A 20986-nucleotide genomic window follows, 5' to 3' on the forward strand; every position below is an offset into this window, starting at 1 on the left:
GACGACTGCGCACACCAGCGAATCGGTCGCCGTCACGCACGCCAACGAACCGATGACGTCACCGCTGATTCAGGTTAGCGGTGCGCTGCTGGGCATTATTGTGCTGATCCTCGCCGCCGCGTGGGTGGTCAAACGGGTGATGCCGGGCGCCATGAAAGGCCGCACGGTCAATGGCCTGTCGGTGAGCGCCAGCGCTTCTCTGGGCAACCGCGAGCGGGTGGTCATTGTTAACGTCGAGGATGCACGACTGGTGCTCGGCGTGACCGCCCAGCAGGTCACTTTGCTGCACACCCTGCCCCCGGCGCCGGTAGACGCTCAACCGCAGGTGGCCGTGCCTGAATTTGCCTCACTGATGAAAACTATGCTTAAGCGCCCTGGGAGATCCTGATGCGTCGTTTATATTCCCTTGCGCTGGGCGGATTGCTGCTTCTTTCCCCTTCGGCCTTTGCCGAACTGCCGGGCTTAATCAGCCAGCCGCTCGCCAACGGTGGGCAAAGCTGGTCATTACCTATTCAGACGTTGGTGTTTATCACCTCGCTGACGTTTATTCCGGCCATTTTGCTGATGATGACCAGTTTTACTCGCATCATCATCGTCTTTGGGCTGTTGCGCAGCGCACTGGGTACACCGTCCGCACCTCCCAATCAGGTTCTACTGGGGCTGGCGCTGTTTTTGACCTTTTTTATCATGTCGCCGGTTATCGATAAGGTTTACACCGACGCCTATCAGCCATTTAGCGAAGACAAAATCAGTATGCAGGAAGCGCTGGAGAAAGGCGCCCAGCCGCTGCGTGAATTCATGCTGCGTCAGACCCGCGAAGCTGATTTGGCCCTGTTTGCAAGGCTTGCTAACAGCGCGCCGATTCAAGGGCCGGAGGCCGTACCGATGCGCATTTTGCTGCCGGCTTATGTGACCAGCGAGCTGAAAACCGCCTTCCAGATTGGCTTCACCATTTTCATTCCGTTCTTGATTATCGATCTGGTGATTGCCAGCGTGCTGATGGCGCTAGGGATGATGATGGTTCCGCCCGCCACTATCGCACTGCCGTTCAAGTTAATGCTGTTTGTATTGGTTGATGGTTGGCAGCTGCTGGTTGGGTCGCTGGCGCAAAGTTTTTACAGTTAAGGAGTAACCATGACCCCTGAATCCGTCATGATGATGGGCACCGAAGCGATGAAAGTCGCTTTGGCGCTGGCCGCCCCGCTGCTGCTGGTGTCGCTAGTGACCGGTCTGATCATCAGTATCCTGCAGGCGGCGACGCAGATTAACGAAATGACCCTGTCGTTTATCCCTAAAATCATCGCCGTTTTTATTGCCATCATTGTTGCCGGGCCGTGGATGCTCAATCTGCTGCTCGACTATGTGCGCACGTTATTTAACAATCTTCCCTACATCATCGGTTAAGCCCCCATGATGCACGTCACCAGCGACCAGTGGATTTCATGGATAAGCCTCTACTTCTGGCCGCTTTTGCGCGTGCTGGCGCTGGTCTCTACAGCCCCCATTCTGAGCGAAAAATCGGTGCCAAAGCGGGTGAAACTCGGGCTTGGCTTCCTCATCACTATCGTGATTGCCCCTTCGCTGCCAGTGGTTGAGGTTCCGCTCTTTTCCGCCCAGGCGCTGTGGCTCGCACTGCAGCAAATTCTTATCGGTATCGCCCTCGGGTTCACCATGCAGTTCGCCTTTGCGGCGATACGCACCAGCGGTGAGATTATCGGGCTCCAGATGGGTCTTTCTTTTGCGACCTTTGTTGACCCTGGCAGCAACCTTAATATGCCGGTTCTCGCGCGCATTATGGATATGCTGGCAATGCTGCTATTTCTCGTTTTTAACGGCCATTTATGGCTTATTTCGCTGCTGGTCGACACTTTTCACACCCTGCCTATTGGCGGCGAACCTATCAATAGTAATGCCTTCCTGGCATTGACGCGTGCAGGTGGCATGATTTTCCTCAACGGCCTGATGCTGGCGCTGCCGATTATTACCCTGCTGCTGACGGTTAACCTGGCGCTAGGCATGCTCAACCGCATGACGCCACAACTGTCGATATTCGTGATTGGTTTCCCCATTACCCTGACCATCGGTATTCTGCTAATGGCAGCATTAATGCCATTGATTGCCCCATTCTGTGAACACTTATTTGGCGAAATATTCGATCTATTAGCAGATATTATCAGTGAGTTACCACGCATAAATTCTCCATAATGCCACCCGGTAATTGTAAGGAAATTCCTAAAATAAAAACGTTAAAACATCTACCAGCATATCGCTGGCGCGGGTTATTTGTTTTTAGATTATTCACATAACATAACATTTACTTTACTTTGAGAAGATTCCTGGCAAATTATACGTAACTTTACGGGATAGTTGATGCCGCCTGATCGTCTTCATTCTCATTTTTTATTTTTACCAGGTTCGTTAGGACGATGAAGTTCGAGGGTAATGGGTTAATTATCGTTACGCATTGAGTGAGGGTATGCCATGTCAACGATTATTATGGATATATGCAGTTACACGCGGCTAGGGTTAACCGGATACCTGGCCAGTCGTGGAGTGAAGAAAAGAGATATTGACAATGTAGACAGCGTAGACGGGCTTGAAGAAATCTGTTTAGCGCGACGTCCCTCTGTCGTGTTCATTAATGAGGACTGTTTTATTCATGATGTGCAAAGCAGTCTGCATATCAAGCAGATCATTAATCAACACCCCAGGACTTTGTTCATTGTGTTTATGGCAATCGCAAATATTCATTTTGACGAATATTTGATGGTTAGGAGTAATCTGTTAATTAGCTCCAAATCGATTAAGCCAGAAACGCTAGACATTATTCTGGAGAATTATCTGAAAAAAGAAACAGCGGATGTAAAGCAAAATAACGTATCGACATTATCATTAAGTCGTACGGAATCCAGCATGCTAAAAATGTGGATGTCAGGTCAAGGGACGATACAAATTTCCGATCAGATGAATATTAAAGCCAAAACGGTATCGTCACATAAGGGTAATATTAAAAGAAAGATTAAAACGCACAACAAACAGGTTATCTACCATGTGGTTCGCCTGGCAGAGAACGTCACTTCAGGCATCTTTGTAAATATGCGTTAGGACTCGCGAGACAGGGAAACTGGCGGTATGTCTACCGCCAGGTGTCAAAAATACTATTCGGCACCTTCCACAAAAATGCCATCAGGATGTCCCTGTTCATTGAAGAACCAGATCCCGAGCGGATAATCTTCCAGCGCCACCAGATACATTGTCCCTTCATTGAACTGTTCAATCGCCAAAACAACACCGGAGCGACGTGGCCCCCCATCGGTCTTGACCGTCACACGATCGTTAACTTGCATAAACGTCATCTCCTGATTGGTTTAGCCCAGTGTAGAACAAAATTGCCTCCCTGACAGCGCATTGCTGCATAACCGCCTATTAATCCGTCGCTTACCATTGACTGTTCAAAAAATGAGCAAAAACATGCAACCGATGTATAATTATACAGGGAGTGTAAAAAAGGTACCGGTGATGAAAACGAACATTAACCCTCGGGGGGTAAATGTTGATGCGCTGCTGGCAGCCATCAATGAAATTAGCGAAAGCGAAATCCATCGCACCGCAGACGATCCGCATCATGTTAGCGTTGACGGCCGCGAATACCATACCTGGCATGAACTGGCTGAAGCCTTCGAGCTGGATATCCATGATTTCAGCGTCACGGAAGTCACGCGCTAGACAGATAAAAAAATCCCGACACCTACGCGTCGGGATCAACCTTGCCGAAGCAAGAAGCATTGAAATATTCGTTACATCAGGAAATCTGACGTGGATGAAACATTATCTTCGTTTATTTCGAATGACAAGACTTATTCATCTAATAAATAAGTCTCATTTAACATCCTTATTTCCTTCAGAGTCTTGCTTCAGCTATATAAATCAGTAGGTTGAAAACCTCACGCCCAAATATTCGCTATTTGGGCTTTGAGATTTTTCTTAGTTAAATTTTTATCCATAAGTAAAATTTATGTGCTACGCCACCATTTATGAGCATCGCCCCTAATCTTCCGTACAAACCCGATTTCGACCGCTCTTTTTCGCTTGATATAAACGGCTATCGGCGATGGATTGTAGATGCTCGAAATCATAGCGTTGCAACTCCTCGCTACAGCACACCCCGAGCGAAGCACTGACCCGGATCGTCTGTTTTTTACCTATCAGAATTTCCCGGCTATTGATGCTCTCCCGAATACGCTCAGCCACATTGCGCGCCTGTTCCAGCGTGGTTCCTGGCAGCACAATACAGAACTCTTCGCCACCGACACGCCCGGCGATATCGTGCTTGCGGATTTTATTCATCAACACCCGGCCGATATACACCAGAACCCGGTCGCCCGCCTGATGCCCGTACTTATCGTTAATCCCTTTGAAGTGGTCGAGATCGAGCTGGATTACCGCCATCGGTTGCCCTTTCTGCTGGCAGACTTCAAGCGCTTTACCTGCACGCTCAAATAGCGCCGCACGGTTATACAGCCGCGTCAGCATATCGTGCCACGCTCGCCACTCCAGAGAGTCCTGAAGCGATGACATATTACGTACCATGCGGCGAATCACGGCCCACGAGATCAGCAGCATCGAACTAAACAGCAGCCATAAAAGCGTCAGGGCAATACTGATACTCCCGAAATCGCCGCGAATACCGTCGTCAAGGCTGTGAATACGCAGCAGCACGCCATCAAAATTACGCAGTTTTTCCCAACTGATAAAACGCTGTACCTGACGGACGCTGCCTTCATTGTCACTCTCATAAGCATGCGCGAGCTGCGCCTGAATTTCCTGCGACAGCTGGGCGCGCCGCGAGGAAATCGGCTCGGAAGAAGCAATCAGATTCATACGCCGATCGTAGAGCTGGTATTCACCATCATCTCCTTCTTCGACAGATTGGGTCAGAAACTGAGTGACTTCATTAACCGACAGTTGAATAGCCAGCACACCGAACCAGTATTGCTGATAATCCAGCGGCACGGCGGCAATCACCATCTCCGCCGTCGGGGGTTTATCTTCGTTAAACGTGGTCAGCCATTTGACACCGCGATCGGGATTACTGCGCTGTGACTGCGCCGTAAACCAAGGACTGGTCGCCAGCTTATAGAAGTATTCTGTGATACTGCCCTGCTGTTCCGCTTCGGTACTGAGGAAGAAACCCGCGCGAGAAACATAGATCATGTGCGTTTCGAAACGCGAGACATGCTGACGGGTGAGCGATGACAGACGCAGCAGATAGCCAAGCTCAATGCTCGCCATGAACTCGTTCCCCAACAGGGGGTTATCGCGCGACAGCAGCTGCGTGTGTTCGACGAACGTGTCTGAAACGCCGGTGAGCGGCAGTGTCCGGTTGTTATTGAGGGAAATACGCCAGTCCGGCAAGGTCCGCTGGCGTTCGAACTCTTGTTCTGCGGTACGCAGAATTTCAAAAGCCAGTGGGATCTGCAGTGCCGACTGCATACCATTGCGGAAGAACAGCAATCTGTCGGTATTAAACTGAAGCTGCGCGTCCATGTCGTTGGCGACATTTTTCAGGTTATTACGCTGGCTGGAGATATAGGCCTCCTCCAGCACGATGATTTCACGCCAGGTCAACAGCGTCGAAAACAACACCACCACCAGAAAGCAGATGTTGACAACCCGTTCTGGCCGTATGCGTCGTGTCAGCCTCGCCCACATTCCAGGAGGTGAGGCAGCGGTCTTTACCGTCAAGGGATGCACTTTTGCCCCCTTTGTTTCTTGTTCATCACCACATCGCTATCTTTTTTAACACTACTCTGCTGCTGATAATTCATGATGCTCCACGACTTCACGCGACGACAAAGACTGAGAAATAGGTCATTAACAACTCAAAATAAGGTGGATTACCGGCGGAAGTTGGTAAGAGATAAACTCGTTTGCAACGAATCTGACCAACCAAACGCAGGCCTGCGGTGAGACACAGGATGTCTCGCGTTCAATCCCGGTGAGCGATACCGCTTATCCGGGTGAGCGAAGGCCGCCAACGCACTTGCAACTTGCCGTATATCGAGTTTAAAGCGCCCGGCATTCGCCGGGCGTAGACGCGGTCATTACGCCTTTTCTTGTTTATGTAAATCGCCGGGTATCAGCTCATCTTCGCGAAACGCTTCCCGCTTGACGCCAAATCCATCATACCAGCGGCACTCAACCATCCCACTGGCATACCCCGTTACGACCATATTCGGCCCACCATTTTTGGGCCGGACTTCATCACTGACCAAAAAGACCATTATTGCCTCCGGTATCAGGGTGAAACAGTTTCACCTTAGCTGATCCCCGTTCGGTTTGCGTACCAGGGCAGCATTTTTTATGCATGACTCTTACGAAGGCGAGAAATCCCATTCACGACGGCCAACACCACAGCACCGATGACAAAACCCAGTACCAGGTTGGCAAGCGTTGGCAGCAGCAGCGCAATCCATGGGGCCTGCTCGGCTGCGAAGCTTTCGATGGCGTGATGCAAAGGCCCAACGCCGTGCACCACTATCCCGCCGCCGACCAAAAACATCGCCAACGTCCCAACAACAGAGAGAACCTTCATTAGCCACGGCGCGACAACCAGTAGGCCTTTACCCACAACCCGAGCCAGCGCGCTGCTTTTTTCAACCAGCCAGTAGCCCATATCATCGAGCTTCACAATCACGCCAACGAGCCCATAGACGCCTACCGTCACCAGTACAGCGATACCAGATAAGATCAGTACCTGATTCAATAGCGGCGCTTCGGCAACAATTCCTAACGTGATAGCCACAATTTCAGCCGACAAGATAAAGTCGGTACGAATCGCCCCCTTCACTTTGTCACGTTCGTAGGTCCCGGGGTCTTGCTGTGCAATGGCCTCCAGCCGCTGCTGGCGAGCGGCATCATCGCCCTTATGCTTACGCTCATGCAGCGTATGCATCACTTTTTCTACCCCTTCAAAACAGAGGTAAGCCCCACCAACCATTAACAACGGCGTGACGGCCCAAGGTATAAAAGCGCTAATCAGCAGCGCCAGCGGCACCAGAATGACCTTATTGAGCAGCGAACCTTTCGCTACGCTCCACACTACCGGCAGCTCGCGGTTGGCGCGAACGCCCGAGACCTGCTGAGCATTGAGGGACAAATCATCACCCAGCACGCCCGCGGTTTTCTTCGCCGCCAGCTTGCCCATCATCGAAATATCATCCAGCAAGGTGGCGATATCATCTAATAAGGTTAATAAGCTACTTCCTGCCACAAGGGACATCCTTCATTTTTGTGTTGATAACAAAGTATGAAGCAAAAAAGCGCCGGGAGTAAGTGATACATATTAATAACATAAACACAACATTAAGCCCCTAAATTAAAGGACTCGCCAGCGAGGTAGTTTTGGCGTTTACTATCTGCCTGCTTGCTATTTTGCCGTGAGGAAGTATGCGTTTTAAACATCTATTACCGCTTGTTGGCGCGCTTTTCGCCCTGTACATCATTTGGGGATCAACCTACTTTGCTATCAGTATCGGCGTCGCCAGCTGGCCACCGCTAATGATGGCGGGCATACGTTTTCTCTCGGCGGGTATCGTCCTGATGGTCTTCCTACTGGCGACTGGCCATCGTTTACCTGCGCCCAAGCCGCTGCTCAACGCAGCGCTGATAGGCATCCTTTTGCTGGCAGTCGGCAACGGCATGGTAACAGTAGCGGAACACCAGCACGTGCCTTCCGGCATTGCTGCGGTTATGGTGGCGACAGTCCCTCTATTCACGCTGTGCTTTAGCCGCTTTTTTGGCATCGCAACGCGTAAGCTGGAGTGGTTAGGGATTGCGATTGGCCTTGCCGGGATCGTCCTGCTCAACAGCGGTGGTAACCTCAGCGGCAACCCGTGGGGCGCATTGATGATTTTAATCGGTTCTCTGAGCTGGGCATTCGGTTCGGTATACGGTTCGCGGATCACGCTGCCGACCGGTATGATGGCCGGTGCCATCGAGATGCTGGCGGCAGGGATTGTATTGATGATTGCGTCACTGTTTAGCGGCGAACGGTTGACCACCATGCCTGATTTACGTGGTTTCCTCGCCGTGGGCTATCTGGCGATCTTTGGCTCCATTATCGCCATCAACGCTTACATGTATCTCATTCGCAACGTGACACCCGCGGTCGCAACCAGCTATGCCTACGTGAACCCAGTGGTGGCGGTACTGCTAGGCACCAGTTTCAACGGTGAGAGTTTATCGGCGATTGAGTGGCTGGCGCTGGCCATTATTATTGCGGCGGTGGTGCTGGTCACGCTTGGGAAGTATCTGTTTCCAGCGAAAAGTGCAGCTATTGCGTGTCAGGCGCAGAAGTAACGTCCAGATGTGATATTCCCTGAGTGCCGATCTGCGCGCTGCTTTCGCCGCCGCAGATCCACTCCTCTAATCGCTCGCATAACTGGGCGTCGTTAAGCTTCATCCGTCCACGTAGCGCACACTCCCATACCACCAAAACCCGCCAGCCCTGCTCGCATAGCCGCTTCATATCACGTGTATCGCGCTGGACATTGCCATTAATTTTGTTCAGCCAGAACTCGGTTCGAGTGGCGGGAACCTTAAACAAGTAACAATCGTGGTGATGCCAAAAGCAGCCGTGGGTGAATATTACACAGCGGTAGTCATTGAGGGTGAAGTCGGGGCGGCCTGGCAGGCTGCTGTCCTGCGCCTGCCAGCGCAGACCCAGAGAATCCAGTAACGCTGCCATCCGTTTTTCAATCGCGGTGTTCTGCGCACCGATTGCGCGCATATTTTTACTGCGAGTCGCCTTATCGTGTACGTCGGCCATTTTTCTTGTCTACATCACGTAGCGCCACGGCCTGCAAAATGCGAGACTCCAGTAGACGCGCTACGGCGGCAAATACCGGCACGATGACAGAATTACCGAACTGGCGGTAGGCCTGCGTATCCGATACGGGGATACGGAAACGGTACCCCTGCGGCGCTTCAAACCCCATCAGGCGTGCGCATTCGCGCGGCGTCAGGCGGCGCGGACGGTGCAGTTGATTCTGTGGATCATCAAAATCTTTTTCCCCCAACGCCCGATCCCAGCCCCGATCGATAAGGATCTCGGCACCATCTTTGTAGTAACGCGCCGATAGCGTCCGGGCCACGCTGCTTGCACGAGTTGGATCAACCAGGCCATAGCCAAAACCATTGCCCTTCTCTTGATGCTTTTGCGCGTAACGATAGAGATACTTCCACAGTACCGGCGTCAGGATAAATTTCGCATTGACCGTCGGCTCCAGCAGCTCACCAAAGGTTGGGCGATGCGTAGGGAAAAGCGTTGGAATATCACGCAGCGTGAAACCCTCATGCAGCCCTAAGTCCCGGCGGAAGCCTACCAGCACAATACGTTCACGGTGCTGAGGAAGGAAATTCTGACCATCGATAATTTTCGGATCATCGGCTCCCATTGCCGCCGCATCGGCCACTTCATAACCCAATTCATCAAGCGTTCGCATAATGATTCTAAAGGTTTTGCCGTTATCGTGGCTCTTCAGATTTTTGACGTTTTCCAGCACGAAAATAGGTGGCCTGCGAGCATCAATAATACGCACCACATCGAAAAACAACGTTCCCTGGGTATCGCAGGCAAAACCATGCGCTCGCCCCATGGCATTTTTTTTCGACACCCCGGCCAGCGAAAACGGCTGACAGGGAAAGCCTGCTAGCAGTACATCATGCTGTGGAATCGCATCAAGAATATGCGCCCTGGCGTCGCTGTCACTGGTTTGCGGCTGATGACTTAACGTCACATCGCGGATATCAGCATTGAACTGATGTTCCTGCGGGTCGCAATACCAGTTGGCTTTATAAGTACGCACCGCGTGTTTGTTCCACTCGCTGGTGAAAACGCACTGCCCGCCGATAGCCTCAAATCCACTGCGAATTCCGCCAATCCCAGCGAAGAGATCGACAAATCGAAACGCATAGTGCGGATGATTAGCCGATGGTTTCGGCAACATGGTGACTAAATGGGCACGCTCATTCTCAGTTAAACGCGCGTTAGCGCGAGAAAGTGCCACAACGCGTTTGACGATGGCCGGGCTCCAGTGCTGTTCCCCTACAGCAGCAAGCTCGGCGACAACGGTCTTAAGATCATAAATCTCCAGAATATGCTGGAGCAGTGCCTGAGCATCCGGCTCAGGTTCCACCGCGGCTTCGTTTAATAAGACTCGCTGTTGCATAAAATTGACCAGATACAGAAAAAGGAAAATTAGTCAGAGATTATCATAATTTGCGCAGGTCATGCGCCGCGAATCGTCTGAGTACATCAGCATCCAGCGAGATAGGATCGCCAGCCAGTTCGGCACTTAATTTAGCCATAAACTGGACAAGGAAATCGGCATTACGCTGCGCCATCTCGCGCCCTTTTTCGGTTTGCATGGTCCCTGGCAGGCGCAGTAATTTAGTCTGAAAATGGTCAAGCGCGTAGGCCTTATCATCCAGCGAGCGGTTATCCGCGAAGGGATCGTCAGCATCGAAAAGCGCGGTATTCATCGCCCCAGACACGGCAAACACGCGCGCCAGCCCAATTGCACCAAGCGCCTCCAGGCGATCCGCATCCTGCACGATTTTAGCTTCCATCGTTTGGGGCGTTATCTGCGCGCTAAAGCTGTGCGCTTCGATAGCATGGGCAACGTCAGCGTAGCGTTCAGGGGGGAAGAGCGGGAAGTCACGGGGTAAAATTTTAAGCGTCTGCTCGGCCGATAAAGCCGAAGAACGTGCGCGTTCGGGGTGATTTTTCGGTAAGCTGACCAGATCGTGAAAATAGCTGGCAAAAAGGACGACGGTTAAGTCAACTCTCTGACCGCTGGCAATCCGCTGCGCGGAATGCCATACCCGGCGGAAATGCGCAATATCATGTGAAGCATCGCCGCCGTTATAATGTTCGTTAAACCACAGTTCAATTTGCTGCTGCCACGTCGAGAGATCCATTCCATCCATGCCTGAAGGTGTTAGTCGAACCTCAGCATAGCAATATTACGAACGCTCTTCATGCTCCGGCGGACGAGGACGCGTATACCAGGCAATTCCTCCAAGCAGGGCCCCTACGATGCTGAGCAGTAAAAAACCCAGTATCGCCCCTAGCCATTTGCCGCTAGTGGAGCCGATCTCACCGTCAATTGTGGCTCCAGGGATCGTTTGCACCGCGCTGATAACCCAAACGTAGCGCACCATTGCCCAGACAAAGTAACCACAAAACGCGTAGAAAACCCATAACGCCAGTCTTCCGCCAGGGCCGCGATTCATCCTTTCTTCCATAAAACTCTCACCACACGAAAATGACCAACAGCGATAACACCACAATAAATGTGACGATAATCACATTATAACAATTTAAGCCCAGCACGGTAGTCTTCGGGAAGGCTACAACGTAACGAAGTGGCGCTCTTTTGATCTTCGGCAATTTTGCTTCGCAAAGCCTATCCTCCCCTCTCACCTCACGAAGCCCATTGCTTAACGAGGGGGATGAAATACAGTCGATATCATCAAATCATCAACGCATGGCTCCGCATTATGGAATTTTAAATATACCATTAAGTTCTTAAATGCTTATTTCCATTCCCTCAATCAATAAGAAACCCTCTTTGAATAAACGTTATTTTATTATAGAAAGAAATCTATCATTGCGAATTCAATCATTGTAATAATCACTCATTTTGATCGCGTAATTGGCATGCTCATTAATAACATCATGTATTCACATTCAATCAGTTCATATATACATCATTTCAATTAATCTTCCGCTTAAATAATTTAATTCATATAAAACAGACATTTAAATACACCAAAGTAATTATTTAAATACAATCATATCAATTTAATTATAAATGAAATAATTTGAAATATTTTATATATTTTAATTACATTTATATCGTAAAACAAAATGAACTCCCAATATAGTATGCAGACCAGTAACGCCGGATGACGTTACCTTATTAATATGCGTGATAATGCAAAGGAAAATATAATGAAAATTAAAGCACTGGCAGTGTTGATCCCCGCTTTATTGGTAGCAGGCGCGGTTAATGCGGCTGAATTGTATAATAAAGACGGTAATAAACTTGATCTTTATGGCAAAGTTGATGCCCGTCATACCTTTTCTGATAACGCCGGCGATGACGGCGACGAAACCTATGTTCAGATCGGTTTTAAAGGCGAAACGCAAATCAACAGCGAACTGACTGGCTATGCTCAGTGGGAATACAAAACCTACGCTAATGATACCGAAGGCGCAGGTGACAAATCCTTCAACCGCCTTGCCTTTGCAGGTCTGAAGTATGCTAACTACGGTTCCTTCGATTACGGTCGTAACTACGGTACGATCTATGACATTGAAGGCTGGACCGATATGCTGCCGGTATTCGGCGGCGATTCCTATACCTGGACCGATAACTTTATGGTGGGCCGTACCAACGGCGTCGCGACTTACCGTAATACCGATTTCTTTGGCGAAGTTGAAGGTTGGAACTTCGCGCTGCAGTACCAGGGCGCTAACGAAGATGGTTCAAATCATCAGGAAGGCACTAAAAACGGTCACAATGACGTTCGCTTCCAGAACGGTGATGGTTACAGCATGTCTACCACCTATGAATTCGGCGAAGCCTTCCCTGTACTGGATGGCCTGAGCATCGGTGCAGCGTACGGCGCTTCTGACCGTACCAACGACCAGGTTGCCTCTCGCGGTACATACAACAACTACGGCAACGGTAAAAACGGCAGCGTCCGCGCTGGCGGTGATACAGCTGAAGTCTGGACTCTGGGCGCGAAATACGACTTCAACAACGTTTATCTGGCGATGATGTACGCTGAAACGCGTAACATGACCCCGTTTGGCGACGATGGTATCGCCAACAAAACGCAGAACTTCGAAGTCACCGCACAGTACCTGTTCGATTTCGGTCTGCGCCCATCCCTGGCCTGGGTTTACTCGCGTGGTTATGATGTTGGCGTTCACCACAACGACAACGGTTCTTACCTGACCGACCAGGATCTGGTGAACTACGTTGACGTAGGCGCAACCTACTACTTCAACAAAAACATGTCCACCTACGTTGACTACAAGGTCAACCTGCTGGATAGCTCCTCCAATTTCTACCATGCTAACGGTATCTCTACCGATAACATTCTCGGCGTTGGTCTGAACTACCAGTTCTAATCGCACAGTAAAAAAAGCCCGCATCATGCGGGCTTTTTTGTATCTTCACCGTTAAGGTGCTTCTTGCAACGCCACACGGACAAACCCATTGTTTTGAGCCAGAAGCTCATGAGCCTTCCACGCGTCCATGCCGGTTAATACCATCAGAATGGCGGTTTTGCAGTGATGGTCGCAGCTTTCCAGTGCGGCTTTTGCTGCCGAACGGGTACAGTTCCCGGCAGCCATCACAATTGCAATCTGCCGCTCCATCATCTGTAGAGTCGTGCCGCGGATATCGACACGCATATTGCTATAAACCCGCCCACTGCGGATAGCCAGCGCGGTGGTCAACATTGACAGCACCATTTTCTGTGCCGCAATTGCCTTCGGGCTGCCATAGCCAGCCACGGCTTCAGCACCGGTTTGCGGTGCAATAATAATATCGGCCAGTTCGGTTGCTTCGCTCGGTACGTAACGGGTGATCACTGCACGTGGCGCCCCCAATGACCAGGCATGACGCAACGCCCCCCACAGCCACGGTGTTTTCCCCTCCACCGTCAGTGCCACCAGCATATCTTTTTGTGTGAACCCTATCGCCTGAAGATCGAGAACACCGCGATTATAATCTTGTGCAGCTTCACCCATGCTGTGCAGCATCGCCAGCGCACCACCGGCAACCAGCCCCACCAATGGATGTTTATCATCCGGTGCATATTCATTGGCGGTGATAATGGCATTGCGCCCTGAAGCCCCCGCGCCAGCGAGTATAATTCGCCCACCGTGGCTTAGGGTTGTCACCGCGGTATCAACCAACCTGGTGATATCATCAAGACAAAGGTTTACCGCCTCAGCAATACATTTATCTTCTTGGTTAAGAACACCCAACATGTCGCGGGTAGACAATCTATCAATTTCAGCCGTCGTCGAGCTACGTCGTTCCATGACTGAACCTGCAAGCTTAATGCTCATAAACGGACTCCTTATTATGGGTTCTCCAGTAATACTAAAGTGTTTTATATGGATAGCTCTGCGAGTGCGGTCACAAAGAGGCGTGAGCTTTTGTAAGGAGGTGACCGCTTTATGTATTGAGTAACATCGGCGATAATGTGTTTTTGCTATTGATAAGTGAAGGTTTTAATGCGCAACAAGCAGCAACCTCAGCCCCATCCAAAGCGCCCAATGAAGCTCAGTACGCTGGTCACGCTGATGGTTTGTAGCGTCATTTTTTCCGTCCTGTTGGTGGTCTACGCCTTCTACTTCATTCAAATTACCAAAGCCACTCGCGCTGGCGTGGAGGATACCGCCTTTGCAATCGCGCGCACGCTGGCAGATTCTCCCGAAGTCAAACGCGGCTTAAGCTTTCCGCCGGATCAGAATATTATTGAGCCTATTGCGACAGCCGTGCAGCAGCGTAACGGCCTGCTCTACGCCGTCGTCACCAACATGGACGCCGTCCGATACTCGCACCCCAATACTCATCTTATCGGCCAGCACTTTATCGGTGCCGATCTGCAACCTGCGTTGAAAGGCCAGGAAAACCTGTCGATTAACCACGGCGTTCTGGCCGAAGCACTCCGCGTGTTCACCCCTATCTATAACGACAGCCGCCAGCAAATTGGCGTGGTCATCGTCGGCATTTCGCTGCAAAAGGTCGATGAACAACTTAACCGCGCGCGCTGGAATGCCATCTGGTTTGTGTTATTTAGCGCGATAGTAGGCACGCTCGGTATCTGGGGGTTGGTCCGCGTCCTTAAAAACATCCTCTTTGGCCTCGAGCCGCATGAGATTTCCAGCCTGTTTGAACAGCGCCAGGCGATGCTGCAATCACTGCGCGAAGGGGTGATTGCCGTCGATGATAAAGGCCGGGTAACCTTGATTAATCAGGCTGCACGCGAGTTCCTTTTTTCCAATAACAGCACTGCCCTTGGCGAGGCTCAGCACGCCCCGCTGCTGGCCAATTTGAAAGAAGTGTTAGGCAGCGGCAATGCCATTGAGGACCGGGAGATCGGCTGCAATGGCCGACTACTGCTGTGCAATACCGTTCCAGTACGCAATAACAAGCGCGTGATTGGTGCGATCAGCACCTTCCGCGATAAAACAGAAATCAGCCAGTTAATGCAGCGGATGGACGGCCTGGTTAACTATGTTGATGCTCTGCGCAGCCATTCTCATGAGTTTATGAACAAGCTGCATGTGATCCTGGGGCTGCTGCACATGAAGCGCTACGACAAGCTCGAAGAGTACATTCTGCAAACTGCCCAAAATTATCAGACCGATATCGGTACGTTGCAGCATAAAATTAAGTCGCCAATTATCGCCGGTTTCCTGCTGGGCAAAATCAACCGAGCGGGCGATCTGGGAATTAATCTGACGCTGGCTGAAGAGAGTCTTATCCCTGATAATCCGAATGAAGTTCAGGTCGCGGTACTGGTGACGGTGCTCGGTAACTTGATTGAGAATGCGCTGGATGCCATGACAGCCCAAGGGGAAGGCGAAATCGGCCTGCTCCTGCACTATCAAAATGGCTGGTTAAGCGGTGAGGTCAGCGATGACGGCCCGGGGATCGAGCCGGAGAAAATAGACGCTATCTTTAATAAAGGCTTTTCAACCAAAGGCGAGAACCGTGGCGTCGGGCTTTTCCTGGCCCGCCAGCAAACGGAGAATCTTGGCGGCACCCTTTCCGTCGAGTCAGAGCCTGGCGTATTTACCCAATTTTTTGTCCATATTCCCTGGGATTCGAGAGGAACGACGCGTGATTAATGTTTTGATTGTCGATGATGATGCCATGGTGGCCGACCTGAACCGCTGCTATATCGAGCGGGTTGACGGTTTTGACTGCATCGGGATCGCCTCGACGCTGCAACAGGCAAAAGACAAAGTCCAGGATCGCGCTCAACCCATCGACCTGATCCTGCTGGATGTTTACATGCAGCAGGATAATGGGCTGGATCTGCTCCCGGTGGTTCGAAATTCCGGGCGCGCCATCGACGTTATCATGATCTCATCCGCCTCTGATGCCGCCACGGTGCAGACGTCGATGCGCTACGGCGTCGTGGACTATCTGATAAAACCGTTCCAGTTCCCGCGCTTCGAAGAAGCTCTGCTGAGCTGGCGTGAGAAAAAACAGCTGATGGGTAGCCATTCTTACTATGAACAGGCTGACGTTGACCGTCTGTTGCACGGTGGAACGCCCGAACTGGCGGACACCAAACGCCTGCCAAAAGGCCTCACGCCGCAGACGCTGCGTACGCTGTGCCAGTGGATAGATGCCCACCCAGACACCGAATTCTCTACCGATGACCTGGCGCAGGCGGTGAATATTTCCCGCGTATCGTGCCGTAAGTATCTGATCTGGTTGGCACAGGTTAATATCTTGTTTACCAGCATTCACTACGGGGCCACCGGCCGCCCGGTCTATCGCTACCGTCTTCAGCCAGAACAGTCCGCTCTGCTTAAACAGTACTGCCAGTAAGCCGGTAATCCTTATCGAGCAGCGTAAAGCGATAGTGGTGGTTCGATGACAGTACCACCTCTTTCGCTTTGGTGACGAAAATCGCCTCGATATCGGGTCGTGCGCGCAGCGCTGCGCAGCCCTTTTCGACGCCCATACCGTACATCAGCGTGGTCCAGATATCGCCATCAATGGAATTTTCGCTGACGATCGTGACGCTATCCAGCTCGTTATTCAACGGATAGCCGGTGCGTGGGTCGAGAATGTGATGATAGATCTGGCCGTTATGTTCAAAGAAACGTTCATATACCCCGGAAGTCACCACCGATTTATTGGCGATTTCCAGCGTTCCAATCATCGAGGCAGACGTTGAGAACGGTTTCTTCAGCCCAATCGACCACCCTCCTTCTGGAGTGCCTAGCGTCTGCACGTTGCCACCGAGGTTAATCAGCCCCTGAACAACCCCTTCTTTACGCAGATAATCGCGCACGCGATCGGCAATATAGCCTTTGGCAATGGCGCCGAGATCGATTTCCATCCCCGCTTTGGTGAGAAAAACGCTCTGCTCGGCGTCGTTAAGCACAACCTGCCTGGGGTCGGTCAGGGCCAGCAGGCGGACGATATCTTCAACGGGCGGCACGGTATCGCCACGAAAACCGATACGCCAACGCTTCACCAACGGGCCAATGGCCAGATTAAACGCGCTGTCCGGCAGCATACTCGCCGCTTTCGCGCATTTAATGAGGCTGTAAACCGGGCTACTGACCACCACCGCGCGAAGACCCGCGGCATGGTTGATATCCATCACCTGCGATTGTGCGCGGTTAACGGTAAGGAGATCTTCATACTGTTTGATGAGGCGGAAAACGCGGGAAGCGAGTGCTTCGTCGTGGGAAAAAAGCTTAAGCAGGATGGGGGAGCCCATCAGGACGGCGGAATAACTGTAAACCCTTGTGGTGTCTGACATGCAATTCCCCTTTAATTGATGGTGATAGCCCGGTATCGCGAAGCGAAACCGGGCTACGGGGCTTAATTATGCTGACTCAAGCATTGCCCACGGCACCTGCTGCGCACGCATCGCGGCCTGATGACCCGCAAGCGTACCAAAGATAATAATATCTGCCACAGCATTGCCGCCGATGCGGTTACCGCCGTGGATACCGCCAACCACTTCCCCAGCCGCATAGGCACCAGGAATTGCCTGTTTTTGCGTGTTCAGCACATTGGTATCGGTATTAATCGTCACACCACCCATTGTATGGTGCACGCCCGGCGCAATCTGAATCGCATGATACGGGCCTTCGTTAAGCGGTGCACGCAGCGCGGTTTTACGGCCAAACTCTTCGTCGTCCTGTTTTGCCACCGCGTCGTTATAACGCGCAAGCGTTGCCAGGAACACCGCTTCATCGAGACCCAGTTTCGCCGCCAGTTCGCTCGGCGTACTAGCACTTGTTACCAGGCCTTTAGCGATGTATTCATCCGCCGCTTTGTTTTTAGAACGCACATGTTCATCAAACACGATGTAAGCATAGTGCTCCGGTAGCGCAATGATCGCCGCGGACACTTTATCGCGGGTATCCATCTCATTGAAGAAGCGTTTACCGCTCTGGTTCACCAGAATAGCCCCGCCACCGCGAATGGACTCAGATACCAGGTAAGACGTTTTCTGCTCAACCGTTGGGTGAATCTGAATTTCGCCCATGTCCACCGTACCCGCGCCAATGCGCTCCAGCAGCGCGATACCACCACCGGTCGCACCTTTATGGTTGGTGGTCACAAAGCCAGCGAGATCCGGACGATATTTCACAACCATCTCACTGTTAGCACTAAAACCACCGGTTGCGACAATGATGCTACGCGTTTGAACGGTGAGATTCTCTTTCTCATCGGTCAGCAAACGCACAGCGGAAACTTCACCACCTTCCATCACAATATCGACCACAGAAGTGTCGAGCATGACGTCAATCTGACGTTTTGTGACGTTGCGCACGAGGCCGCTAATCAAATAGCCACCAACCGCGGAGCCATCTTTTGGGCGGTGCGTGCGGTCGATGCTCATCCCACCGGTGGTGGTGATGTCGTTAAGCATAATGCCGCGGTCAGCCAGCCATTCGATAGCCTGCGGGGCTGTTTCGACAAAGCGACGCAGCAGCGCGGGGTTGTTCTTATTGTGACCGCCTTTGAGCGTTTCGGCATAAAACAGCTCTTTGCTATCCTGAATCCCTTTAACACGCTGGAAGCGCGTTTCAGCAGCATTCATCCCGGCGGACGCTTTAATGGTGTTACCACCGATAGTTGGCATTTTTTCAACGATCAGTACGCGTGCACCATCGTCGTGAGCCTGGATAGCAGCCGCGAGACCGGCACCGCCGCTGCCGACGACGACAACATCATACGCCTGCGGTGCTGACGCTTCACCGCCCTCTTCCGCCTGCAGCGCTTTACTGGATTTCACCATGGCCTTGGAAACGGCTTTTTTAACGGCCTCACTCTGGCTGGTTGCGCCAGAAATGGCATCAACGTGTGGAGTGTTAGCATCGAGGATGCGTGAACGAATCTCTTCAAAGCTGGTCACGAACTCCACGTCCTGATCGACGCCGCCGGTCAATTCGATATCGGCAATGCGGTCAGTTTCGAGGCTAACATTGATAACCAGTTCGCCGGCTTCATCCTGCACTTTTTCGATAAACACGCCCGGTTTAAATTTCGACACGGTCATGCTCATATCGCGAATCATCGCCTCAACCAGCGAGAAACGCCACAGTGGCTCAGGAATGTTTAGCGCTTCACGCTGCGTACTGTCGATAAACAGTTCCAGCGTCTGGGCGTCGGCAATACGGTCAGCCCAGTCAGGATAGGCAATGCAGGCACGGCCAACGGCAACCAGGTCGTAACCGTGGTCCATTGCGCTATCCACATCGCTCTCATTCACCACGCCACCCACGCCCATTACCGGAACCTGTGCCAGTGCGTCAGAACGCATCGCCACATATTTTTCAATCAGCGGGGTAGGATCGTTTGTCTCTACGATGGACGGCCGCAGGCTTGCGCCGACCGAGAAGTGCAGGTAGTCCAGGCCGCGCGCAGCCAGTTTCTCCAGCAGATACATCGTGTCGTCAAAGCGGATCCCCGGAACTTCCATCTCTTCTGGCGAGAAGCGATAGCCGATAATAAACGCATCGTCAGCGTACTGACGCACCATCTTGTGGGTGATTTCCAGCACCGCTAATGGGAACTTCGCGCGGTTGTCGCGGCTGCCGCCCCATTCGTCGTCACGCTGGTTTGAGTTCGGGGAATAGAATTGTTGGATAAGGTAGGTATTTGCACCGTGGATCTCAACGCCGTCAAAACCTGCCTGAATCGCACGACGGACAGCATCACCAAACTTGCCAACCATGCCTTCCACTTCCTGGGCGGTTAACGCCGCTGGGGTTGCCGCCCCATCACGTGGTGCCGCGACGGCGCTTGGGCCAACCGGAGTACGACCACCGATAAGTTTAGGATCGACCATACGGCCGCCGTGATAAATTTGCAGCAGCGCTTTAGAACCTTTGGATTTAATGGCGTTGGCGATCTTTGCCAGACCGGCGATTTTTTCGTCACTATCAATACCCAGCGCACCGGGGAAGGCTAACCCCAGGTCATCAACAAAGCAGCATTCCACGATGATAGTGCCGATGCTCCCGGCACGTGCACGATAGTACTCCACCAGCTCACTGCTGACGGAACCGTCGTAATAACCCGCACAGGTGGTCATTGGCGCCATAAACAAGCGGTTTTTAAGCTCGGTGCCATTGGGTAATGTGAAGGAGCTGAATACGCGATGATCAGTTTTCATAATAGATACTCCAAACTTTAAAAATTAAATTCAAGAATTCGGGATCGGTCTGTATTTGAGTTATTTGTTCTGCCGATATCATGCTATTAATATAGCGATAATTTTAGTTACTAAAGTCATTACGTTAGTTATAAAACTATTTAATCCCCTCAATAACACCAATACCTCTATAGCGTTATTTATTACCTTATTTTTATTCACAATAATTTAATAAATAGCAATCAATTTGCAACCTAACACGAAGTGGTAAAACCAGTTAAGATTAAAAATAATAACAATAAAAATCAAAGAGTTAAATATATAAATAACGTCATAAAACATCCAAAAACAGTTCAGATAATAGACTTACCGTCTATAATAACCCCATAATCACATAGGGTTAATCACGTACATTTAAAAATAGCGTTACTTCTGATTTTTTTTGATCGCGATCAATTGCAATAGCGTCTAAAAGCGCATTATATGAATATAAGAATTTTTTAAATTGGCGCTAAATAAAATAGCGCCAACA

General features: G+C 51.1%; 21 protein-coding genes. 10 read left to right on the forward strand and 11 right to left on the reverse strand.

Annotated features, from left to right (window positions below):
- The first annotated feature begins 52 nt into the window (after window positions 1–52).
- The 5 genes from fliO (at window position 53) to rcsA (ending at window position 3105) form a co-directional block, all read left to right on the forward strand.
- Window positions 53–388, forward strand: a complete 336-nt coding sequence (fliO, locus tag KP80_RS10200) for a flagellar biosynthetic protein FliO (protein WP_052283602.1) — start codon at window positions 53–55, stop codon at window positions 386–388.
- On the forward strand, window positions 388–1125 hold the full coding sequence (gene fliP, locus KP80_RS10205) for a flagellar type III secretion system pore protein FliP (RefSeq protein ID WP_052283536.1): 738 nt from the start codon (window positions 388–390) through the stop codon (window positions 1123–1125). The genes fliO and fliP overlap by 1 nt, the downstream gene beginning before the upstream one ends.
- Window positions 1126–1134: 9 nt before the next feature.
- Complete coding sequence (fliQ, locus tag KP80_RS10210) at window positions 1135–1404, forward strand: flagellar biosynthesis protein FliQ (protein WP_035896987.1); 270 nt, start codon at window positions 1135–1137, stop codon at window positions 1402–1404.
- A gap of 6 nt (window positions 1405–1410) precedes the next feature.
- Complete coding sequence (gene fliR, locus KP80_RS10215; RefSeq protein ID WP_052283537.1) at window positions 1411–2205, forward strand: flagellar biosynthetic protein FliR; 795 nt, start codon at window positions 1411–1413, stop codon at window positions 2203–2205.
- Between the two features lie 276 nt (window positions 2206–2481).
- Complete coding sequence (gene rcsA, locus KP80_RS10220; protein ID WP_052283538.1) at window positions 2482–3105, forward strand: transcriptional regulator RcsA; 624 nt, start codon at window positions 2482–2484, stop codon at window positions 3103–3105.
- A 53-nt stretch (window positions 3106–3158) separates the two neighbouring features.
- Here rcsA and dsrB read toward each other — a convergent pair whose 3' ends face one another.
- Window positions 3159–3347 (reverse strand): protein DsrB, encoded by a 189-nt coding sequence (dsrB, locus tag KP80_RS10225; RefSeq protein ID WP_052283539.1) that lies wholly within the window; start codon window positions 3345–3347, stop codon window positions 3159–3161.
- A 172-nt stretch (window positions 3348–3519) separates the two neighbouring features.
- On the opposite strand from dsrB, the gene KP80_RS10230 reads away from it, so the two are divergent.
- Entirely contained in the window at window positions 3520–3726 is a 207-nt protein-coding gene (locus KP80_RS10230) for a YodD family protein (protein ID WP_052283540.1), read from the forward strand.
- A gap of 321 nt (window positions 3727–4047) precedes the next feature.
- Here KP80_RS10230 and dgcQ read toward each other — a convergent pair whose 3' ends face one another.
- The 3 genes from dgcQ to KP80_RS10245 all read right to left on the reverse strand — a co-directional run bounded on the left by dgcQ (window position 4048) and on the right by KP80_RS10245 (window position 7273).
- Window positions 4048–5712 carry a cellulose biosynthesis regulator diguanylate cyclase DgcQ gene (gene dgcQ / locus KP80_RS10235; RefSeq protein WP_052283541.1) on the reverse strand — a complete coding sequence of 555 codons (1665 nt, stop codon included), beginning with the start codon at window positions 5710–5712 and terminating at the stop codon, window positions 4048–4050.
- A 392-nt stretch (window positions 5713–6104) separates the two neighbouring features.
- Window positions 6105–6284, reverse strand: coding sequence for a YodC family protein (locus KP80_RS10240; protein ID WP_052283542.1), 180 nt, complete (start codon window positions 6282–6284; stop codon window positions 6105–6107).
- A gap of 77 nt (window positions 6285–6361) precedes the next feature.
- On the reverse strand, window positions 6362–7273 hold the full coding sequence (locus KP80_RS10245) for a DUF808 family protein (RefSeq protein WP_052283543.1): 912 nt from the start codon (window positions 7271–7273) through the stop codon (window positions 6362–6364).
- A gap of 176 nt (window positions 7274–7449) precedes the next feature.
- Between KP80_RS10245 and yedA the strand changes: the two genes are divergently transcribed.
- Window positions 7450–8361 (forward strand): drug/metabolite exporter YedA, encoded by a 912-nt coding sequence (gene yedA, locus KP80_RS10250; protein ID WP_052283544.1) that lies wholly within the window; start codon window positions 7450–7452, stop codon window positions 8359–8361.
- Here yedA and KP80_RS10255 read toward each other — a convergent pair.
- From KP80_RS10255 to drpB, 4 genes are read right to left on the reverse strand one after another with little or no spacing between them, the layout of a single operon-like run.
- On the reverse strand, window positions 8336–8830 hold the full coding sequence (locus KP80_RS10255) for a very short patch repair endonuclease (RefSeq protein ID WP_052283545.1): 495 nt from the start codon (window positions 8828–8830) through the stop codon (window positions 8336–8338). The two genes, yedA and KP80_RS10255, sit on opposite strands and share 26 nt — an antisense overlap.
- A complete protein-coding gene (locus KP80_RS10260; protein WP_052283546.1) occupies window positions 8811–10232 on the reverse strand; it encodes a DNA cytosine methyltransferase in 1422 nt (473 codons plus the stop codon). The genes KP80_RS10255 and KP80_RS10260 overlap by 20 nt, the downstream gene beginning before the upstream one ends.
- 43 nt (window positions 10233–10275) lie before the next feature.
- The gene (locus KP80_RS10265; protein ID WP_052283547.1) at window positions 10276–10983 is read right to left on the reverse strand and encodes a phosphohydrolase; all 708 of its coding nucleotides are present in this window, start codon (window positions 10981–10983) and stop codon (window positions 10276–10278) included.
- Between the two features lie 45 nt (window positions 10984–11028).
- Window positions 11029–11310: a cell division protein DrpB gene (drpB, locus tag KP80_RS10270; protein WP_052283548.1), complete on the reverse strand. Its 282-nt coding sequence runs from the start codon at window positions 11308–11310 to the stop codon at window positions 11029–11031.
- A gap of 709 nt (window positions 11311–12019) precedes the next feature.
- Here drpB and ompC point away from each other — a divergent pair.
- Window positions 12020–13207: a porin OmpC gene (ompC, locus tag KP80_RS10275; protein ID WP_052283549.1), complete on the forward strand. Its 1188-nt coding sequence runs from the start codon at window positions 12020–12022 to the stop codon at window positions 13205–13207.
- A 51-nt stretch (window positions 13208–13258) separates the two neighbouring features.
- Here the strand turns inward: ompC and KP80_RS10280 are convergent, their stop codons facing one another.
- Window positions 13259–14155, reverse strand: coding sequence for an N-acetylmuramic acid 6-phosphate etherase (locus KP80_RS10280; protein WP_052283550.1), 897 nt, complete (start codon window positions 14153–14155; stop codon window positions 13259–13261).
- A gap of 168 nt (window positions 14156–14323) precedes the next feature.
- On the opposite strand from KP80_RS10280, the gene KP80_RS10285 reads away from it, so the two are divergent.
- Window positions 14324–15946 carry a sensor histidine kinase gene (locus KP80_RS10285; protein WP_052283551.1) on the forward strand — a complete coding sequence of 541 codons (1623 nt, stop codon included), beginning with the start codon at window positions 14324–14326 and terminating at the stop codon, window positions 15944–15946.
- Entirely contained in the window at window positions 15939–16658 is a 720-nt protein-coding gene (dcuR, locus tag KP80_RS10290; RefSeq protein WP_052283552.1) for a two-component system response regulator DcuR, read from the forward strand. The genes KP80_RS10285 and dcuR overlap by 8 nt, the downstream gene beginning before the upstream one ends.
- Here dcuR and KP80_RS10295 read toward each other — a convergent pair.
- Both KP80_RS10295 and KP80_RS10300 read right to left on the reverse strand, forming a co-directional pair.
- A complete protein-coding gene (locus tag KP80_RS10295) occupies window positions 16639–17604 on the reverse strand; it encodes an FAD:protein FMN transferase (RefSeq protein WP_052283553.1) in 966 nt (321 codons plus the stop codon). The genes dcuR and KP80_RS10295 overlap by 20 nt on opposite strands.
- A 66-nt stretch (window positions 17605–17670) precedes the next feature.
- Window positions 17671–20475 (reverse strand): flavocytochrome c, encoded by a 2805-nt coding sequence (locus KP80_RS10300; RefSeq protein WP_052283554.1) that lies wholly within the window; start codon window positions 20473–20475, stop codon window positions 17671–17673.
- Window positions 20476–20986 lie beyond the last annotated feature (511 nt).

The organism is Kluyvera genomosp. 1 (assembly GCF_001266615.1).
Taxonomy (GTDB): domain Bacteria; phylum Pseudomonadota; class Gammaproteobacteria; order Enterobacterales; family Enterobacteriaceae; genus Kluyvera; species Kluyvera cryocrescens_A.

Coding starts and splice junctions, on each gene's coding strand:
- fliQ (WP_035896987.1), top strand. CDS start 1,135: ATGACCCCTGAATCCGTCATGATGATGGGCACCGAAGCGATGAAAGTC.
- rcsA (WP_052283538.1), top strand. CDS start 2,482: ATGTCAACGATTATTATGGATATATGCAGTTACACGCGGCTAGGGTTA.
- fliR (WP_052283537.1), top strand. CDS start 1,411: ATGATGCACGTCACCAGCGACCAGTGGATTTCATGGATAAGCCTCTAC.
- KP80_RS10230 (WP_052283540.1), top strand. CDS start 3,520: ATGAAAACGAACATTAACCCTCGGGGGGTAAATGTTGATGCGCTGCTG.
- KP80_RS10240 (WP_052283542.1), bottom strand. CDS start 6,284: ATGGTCTTTTTGGTCAGTGATGAAGTCCGGCCCAAAAATGGTGGGCCG.
- KP80_RS10255 (WP_052283545.1), bottom strand. CDS start 8,830: ATGGCCGACGTACACGATAAGGCGACTCGCAGTAAAAATATGCGCGCA.
- fliO (WP_052283602.1), top strand. CDS start 53: ATGACGTCACCGCTGATTCAGGTTAGCGGTGCGCTGCTGGGCATTATT.
- KP80_RS10280 (WP_052283550.1), bottom strand. CDS start 14,155: ATGAGCATTAAGCTTGCAGGTTCAGTCATGGAACGACGTAGCTCGACG.
- KP80_RS10260 (WP_052283546.1), bottom strand. CDS start 10,232: ATGCAACAGCGAGTCTTATTAAACGAAGCCGCGGTGGAACCTGAGCCG.
- KP80_RS10285 (WP_052283551.1), top strand. CDS start 14,324: ATGCGCAACAAGCAGCAACCTCAGCCCCATCCAAAGCGCCCAATGAAG.
- KP80_RS10300 (WP_052283554.1), bottom strand. CDS start 20,475: ATGAAAACTGATCATCGCGTATTCAGCTCCTTCACATTACCCAATGGC.
- yedA (WP_052283544.1), top strand. CDS start 7,450: ATGCGTTTTAAACATCTATTACCGCTTGTTGGCGCGCTTTTCGCCCTG.
- ompC (WP_052283549.1), top strand. CDS start 12,020: ATGAAAATTAAAGCACTGGCAGTGTTGATCCCCGCTTTATTGGTAGCA.
- drpB (WP_052283548.1), bottom strand. CDS start 11,310: ATGGAAGAAAGGATGAATCGCGGCCCTGGCGGAAGACTGGCGTTATGG.
- KP80_RS10295 (WP_052283553.1), bottom strand. CDS start 17,604: ATGTCAGACACCACAAGGGTTTACAGTTATTCCGCCGTCCTGATGGGC.
- KP80_RS10265 (WP_052283547.1), bottom strand. CDS start 10,983: ATGGATCTCTCGACGTGGCAGCAGCAAATTGAACTGTGGTTTAACGAA.
- fliP (WP_052283536.1), top strand. CDS start 388: ATGCGTCGTTTATATTCCCTTGCGCTGGGCGGATTGCTGCTTCTTTCC.
- dgcQ (WP_052283541.1), bottom strand. CDS start 5,712: ATGTGGGCGAGGCTGACACGACGCATACGGCCAGAACGGGTTGTCAAC.
- dsrB (WP_052283539.1), bottom strand. CDS start 3,347: ATGCAAGTTAACGATCGTGTGACGGTCAAGACCGATGGGGGGCCACGT.